The organism is Cupriavidus sp. SK-3 (genome assembly GCF_000611145.1).
Classification (GTDB): Bacteria; Pseudomonadota; Gammaproteobacteria; order Burkholderiales; family Burkholderiaceae; genus Cupriavidus.
Genome location: NZ_JFJV02000089.1, coordinates 1 through 4,527 on the forward strand (window position 1 = coordinate 1; position 4,527 = coordinate 4,527).

The following is a 4,527-nucleotide window of genomic DNA, read 5'->3' on the forward strand; positions in this document are numbered from 1 at the left end:
AACAACTGGTGCGCATCTCGCACGAACTGGGACGGGGCGTCGCGTCGGCCCAGGAGGCGCGCGCAATCTTCAAGATCGGCACGCAATACCAAACGACCGAGCAGACGCTCGCCGAGTTGCGTTATCCCACCGCACGCCGTCCGGTCAGGCCGGCGCTGGCGGAACGCAAGGTGGCAGCATGAAAGACCTTCATGAAGTGACAGTTGTCACGGTGCCGGGGCTGCGCGAGGAAACACCGGCGCACTGGCAGGCGCTGCTGGCTGGCGAACTGCCCAACGTGCGCTCGCTCCCTGCTCTGGGGCGCACCAACATTGACCTGAATGCGCGGGTCGCGGCGATCGACGCCGCCGTACTGGCGGCCCCGGCGCCCGTCATCATCGTGGCGCACAGTGGCGGATGCATTGCGACAGCGCACTGGGCGCGCCGCACCGGCCGGAAGATCCTCGGCGCCCTGCTGGCGACGCCCCCGGACCTGGAGCAGCCTCTGCCGCCCGAATTCCCTGCGCTGTCGGCTTTCGCCGAAGCAGGCTGGACACCTATGCCGAAGGGTCCGCTACCTTTCCACTGCATCGTGGCGGCGAGCCGCAACGATCCGCTGGGAGAGTTTGCAAGGGTGACGGACATGGCGTCCGGCTGGGGCGCGGAACTGGTCGACCTGGGCGAGGTCGGGCATCTGAACCCAGCGTCGGGCTATGGGCCATGGCCTGCAGCATACGTGCTGATTCGCAGGCTGGCCCAAAGGCAAGCCGTGTCGGGAGTCCTCGCATGAGCCCAAGCCAAACGCCCACTTGTGATGCCTTGCGCGCGCAAGGCCACTGGAATCCCGATTGGGACGCCATGGCGTCTCTGGCGCCGGACTGGACCGAGCAGTTTATGCGCATGGTCAGCTTTCCACTGAACTCCCCCGCGCTCGACTCGCGGACCTTCGAGCTGGTCTGCATCGCGATCGACGCGTCTGTGACCCACATGTTCGCGCCCGGCACGCGACGCCACATTCGCCGAGCACTCGATCTCGGCGTGAGTGCCGACGAGATCGTCGCCGTGCTGCAGCTTACCGCCACGTTGGGGCTGCACACCATGAGCATGGCGGCGCCCCTGCTGCAGCAGGAGCTGCGCGAGCGCCAGGCCACGGCCAACGAGCCGGCATGACCGTCGTTCTACCCTCTCAGGAGACTGCCTTGAAAGCCACCAGCAACACCTGCATCGACCAGCAGGGCAGCCGCATGCCCTCGGTTCAACAGGTCGAACAACTCGCGCGCGTCGCTAACGAGTTGGTCCAGCGGCAAGGAAGCGCAGGAGATCTAAAAGGTCGGCGTGAAGTACAACACGATTGATGAACCGCGGCCCGTTTTGGCATGGCACCCAAACGCAAGCCCGGGAAGCGCAACGTACTGTTCCGCTTCCTGGCATAAGCGGCAAGGTCCCTGTCGCGGGTAGCTGGCCTGTGCCGTTGGCATCCTCTCTCGAAGAGGATTGCCACGGGAACCCGAATCGCTGAATTCCAGTGTCGGCGCTCGTGGAGCGGTTACTGAATTACCTAACTGCATATTTGAAAGGACACAATGACCCTGCCTGACAAAATGACACTGAATGCTGTACGCCGTAGTTTTGTGCTCGCCGCGATGGCGGGATTGTTTTCGGCTTCGACGTCGATCGCTGTGGGCCAGCCTCTGGCAGATCGCCCCATTCGCATCATTGCCGTTGGCACGCCGGGAGCGACGGCGGATATTCTGGCGCGAGTAGTGGCCGACTCCTTGACCAAGAGTTTGGGGCAACCCGTCGTCGTGGAACCCAAGCCAGGGGCAGGTGGTGTCGTGGCCATGGAATCCTTTTTGAGAGCGCCTGCAGACGGACACACTTACCTGCTGTCCATCAGTAGTCTGGTTTCGGAGCTGCCCTACACGTTCAAGCCTAAGTACGATCCGTTCACAGCGATTCGGCCGCTGGTGGAACTGGGAAGCATGGGCGCGATGCTAGTGGGCAATGTCAACCTGCCACCCAAAAACTTTCAGGAGTTGGTTGCCTATGTGAAGGCCAACAAGGGGAGGGTCAATATCGGGTCGTTCTCGCCGGGGACGATGTCGCACATACTCGGACTCCAATTGAACCAACTGGCGGGGCTCGATATGAATATCATCCAATACAATGGGTCCACTCCCGGATTGGTGGATGTTATGGCGGGAAACGTCCAGTTTCAGATGGATTTGCCATTGACTTCCGCGCCATTGATCAAAGCGGGAAAACTCAGGCTATTCGCCGTCAGCTCGCCCAAGCGCTCCGAATTGATGCCAGAAGTCCCGACTTTCGCCGAATTGGGGTATGACGCGATGACACGGACCTCCTGGATGGGACTGTGGACGCTCCCTGGTGTGCCGGATGCGATCCAGCAACGTATCCGGAGCGAAGTTTTGAAAGCGTTGAATACGCCAGAGATAGGCGAACGGCTCTCTTCGCTAGGTCTGAGCGTGACGTCTAAAAATCCGCGCACTCCCGAGGAATTGTCCATGAGCTTGAAAAAGGACTACAAAACAACGGGCGAAGTGCTGCAAGCGGTGGGCTATAAGCCTCAGTAGAGATTCGACGATCGGGCGATGAAAGGAGAGCTATCGGGATCGCCCGGCATCATTGGCCTGGGGAGTAGGCCCTCCCTCCGGCTGCCGATCGAAGAGGCACCTTCCTGACATTGCAGTGCTGGTTGCTTTTATCACTGGCGGATGACTGGAAGTCCATGTGAGCGCGTCGTCCGATGCTCACCAATACAAAGACCGAGGAGAACAAAATTGGGCAATTGCATCAGCAATACCATAGGGTTTGATCGAACATCTCAGCCAGTTTGGGAAGGCAGCAACGGCCTCGCCGCGAAGATGAAGAAGACGGGACTGGTCCTTGTCATGGTCGGCGCAGGATGCGGTACGGCGCTGGCTCAGACCAGCGTCACCCTGTACGGCGTTGCCGACGCCAACCTGGAGTTTGCAAACCATGTGGGCGTGGCGCCCACACCGGCCAATGGCTACAATCCGGGCCCAGGCAATAAGGTCTACCGGATGAACTCGGGCGGCTTGTCCGGCTCGCGTTGGGGCTTGCGAGGTACGGAAGACCTCGGTAGTGGGTTGTCGTCGCTATTCGTGCTGGAAGGCGGCTACAATCAGGACGCTGGCACCTCGCAGCAGGGCGGCCGGCTGTTCGGCCGCTCGGCGTACGTCGGCCTCGCGAGTAAGAACTATGGACAGGTGGCCTTTGGCCGGCAGTACACGTCGCTGTTCGACTCGATGTCGAACTTCGTGCCGGCGCTCTACGCCACTTCCTATGAGCCGAGCGCTTTGCTGCTGGGACCTAACTATCGTGAAGACAACACGGTCAAGTACAAGGGCGCATTCGGTCCGCTGACCGCATCGTTGCACTGGTCATTCGGCGTCGGTCTGGCTGTGCCACAGACGAGCCCGTTGCTGGTTGCCGGTGGCGGTAACGGTGAGGTGCCTGGTCAGTTCCGTCGGGACACCGGTTATGGCGCGGGCCTGTCCTATATCGCCGGTGGCATCGGCATCTCCGCAGGCTACGACCAGTTCAACCCGACATTTGGCAGCGGCACCGGTACCTTCAAGAACGCGGCAATTGCCGGGAGCTATGCCTTTGGCAATGCCAAAGTCATGGGCGGTTATCGCTGGGGTCAGAACCGGGGAGCGAACGGGAGCATGGTCAAGCGCGACGACTACTACTGGATCGGCGGGCAATATCAGTTCACGTCGGCCCTGGGCTTGATCGCGGAGTTTGCCTACGACAATATCAAAAACCTGTTCGGCAACCAATCGATACCCAATCCCTGGCAGATCAACCTGATCGGCACCTACTCGTTCTCGAAGCGCACCGATGTCTATCTGACGGCGGCCTATTCGAAAAATGCAGGGCTGGGACTGGATTCGCTGGCCAACGGCTTCGCCAACAGCCTTGCGCTGGGCAACAGCTATACCCTCGGCCGGGGCGAGTCCAACATGCTGGGGATCGGGCTGGGCGTGCGCCACAAGTTCTGAGTGCGCCGGGAGACCGGCAACGGAACTCTTGAGATTTACAAAAAACATGACAACGGCTGCGGGGCTGGCGCGCTTTATCTCTAACGGGTTGAATGGAGGTGCGCGCCGTGCCGAAGAAGCCGTTAGACGAAGCAACGAGGAAGCGCTTGCGAGCTGGTCGGATGCTGTATGCCATCGAGGCCGGCATCAAGGGCAAGCCACCGGATCACAGACTGGCCGTGCGGCAGGAGCAATCCGTGCCGCTGCTCGCCCAGTTCCACCAGTGGCTGGCTAGGCAATGCCCATGGCTTGCTGGCCAAGCAGCCGTTGGAGCAGGCCTTCGGCTAAGCACTACGACATTGGCAGGCCCTCGTGCGCTACACCGAAAGCGGTATCCCGGAGCCGGACAACAATCGCCTCGAGCGCGCCATCCGCCCAATTGCCGTTGGCAGAGCAAATTCTATGTTCGTGGGCTCGCCGCGTGGCGAACGTGCCGCCGCGACGATGTACTCGCTGCTGG

The 4,527-nt window shown here is 61.0% G+C and carries 5 protein-coding genes and 3 pseudogenes; all 8 read left to right on the plus strand.

Going from position 1 to position 4,527, the window contains the following annotated elements; genetic code table 11:
• Nucleotides 1-182 (plus strand): annotated as a pseudogene (locus CF70_RS36525) (3-keto-5-aminohexanoate cleavage protein); the annotation flags it as partial.
• Entirely contained in the window at nucleotides 179-769 is a 591-nt protein-coding gene (locus tag CF70_RS09375) for an RBBP9/YdeN family alpha/beta hydrolase (RefSeq protein WP_035863410.1), read from the plus strand. The pseudogene CF70_RS36525 and the gene CF70_RS09375, both read left to right, overlap by 4 nt.
• Nucleotides 766-1,149, plus strand: a complete 384-nt coding sequence (locus CF70_RS09380; protein ID WP_035863413.1) for a carboxymuconolactone decarboxylase family protein — start codon at nucleotides 766-768, stop codon at nucleotides 1,147-1,149. Before CF70_RS09375 ends, CF70_RS09380 begins: the two co-directional genes overlap by 4 nt.
• A gap of 29 nt (nucleotides 1,150-1,178) precedes the next feature.
• Complete coding sequence (locus tag CF70_RS36530) at nucleotides 1,179-1,334, plus strand: hypothetical protein (protein WP_160172242.1); 156 nt, start codon at nucleotides 1,179-1,181, stop codon at nucleotides 1,332-1,334.
• Between the two features lie 228 nt (nucleotides 1,335-1,562).
• Nucleotides 1,563-2,573: a Bug family tripartite tricarboxylate transporter substrate binding protein gene (locus CF70_RS09385; RefSeq protein WP_051648197.1), complete on the plus strand. Its 1,011-nt coding sequence runs from the start codon at nucleotides 1,563-1,565 to the stop codon at nucleotides 2,571-2,573.
• A 291-nt stretch (nucleotides 2,574-2,864) separates the two neighbouring features.
• On the plus strand, nucleotides 2,865-4,028 hold the full coding sequence (locus tag CF70_RS09390) for a porin (RefSeq protein ID WP_035863414.1): 1,164 nt from the start codon (nucleotides 2,865-2,867) through the stop codon (nucleotides 4,026-4,028).
• Between the two features lie 92 nt (nucleotides 4,029-4,120).
• Nucleotides 4,121-4,336 (plus strand): annotated as a pseudogene (locus CF70_RS38915) (IS66 family transposase); the annotation flags it as partial.
• Nucleotides 4,337-4,370: 34 nt separating this feature from the next.
• Nucleotides 4,371-4,527, plus strand: a pseudogene (locus tag CF70_RS38920) (IS66 family transposase); the annotation flags it as partial.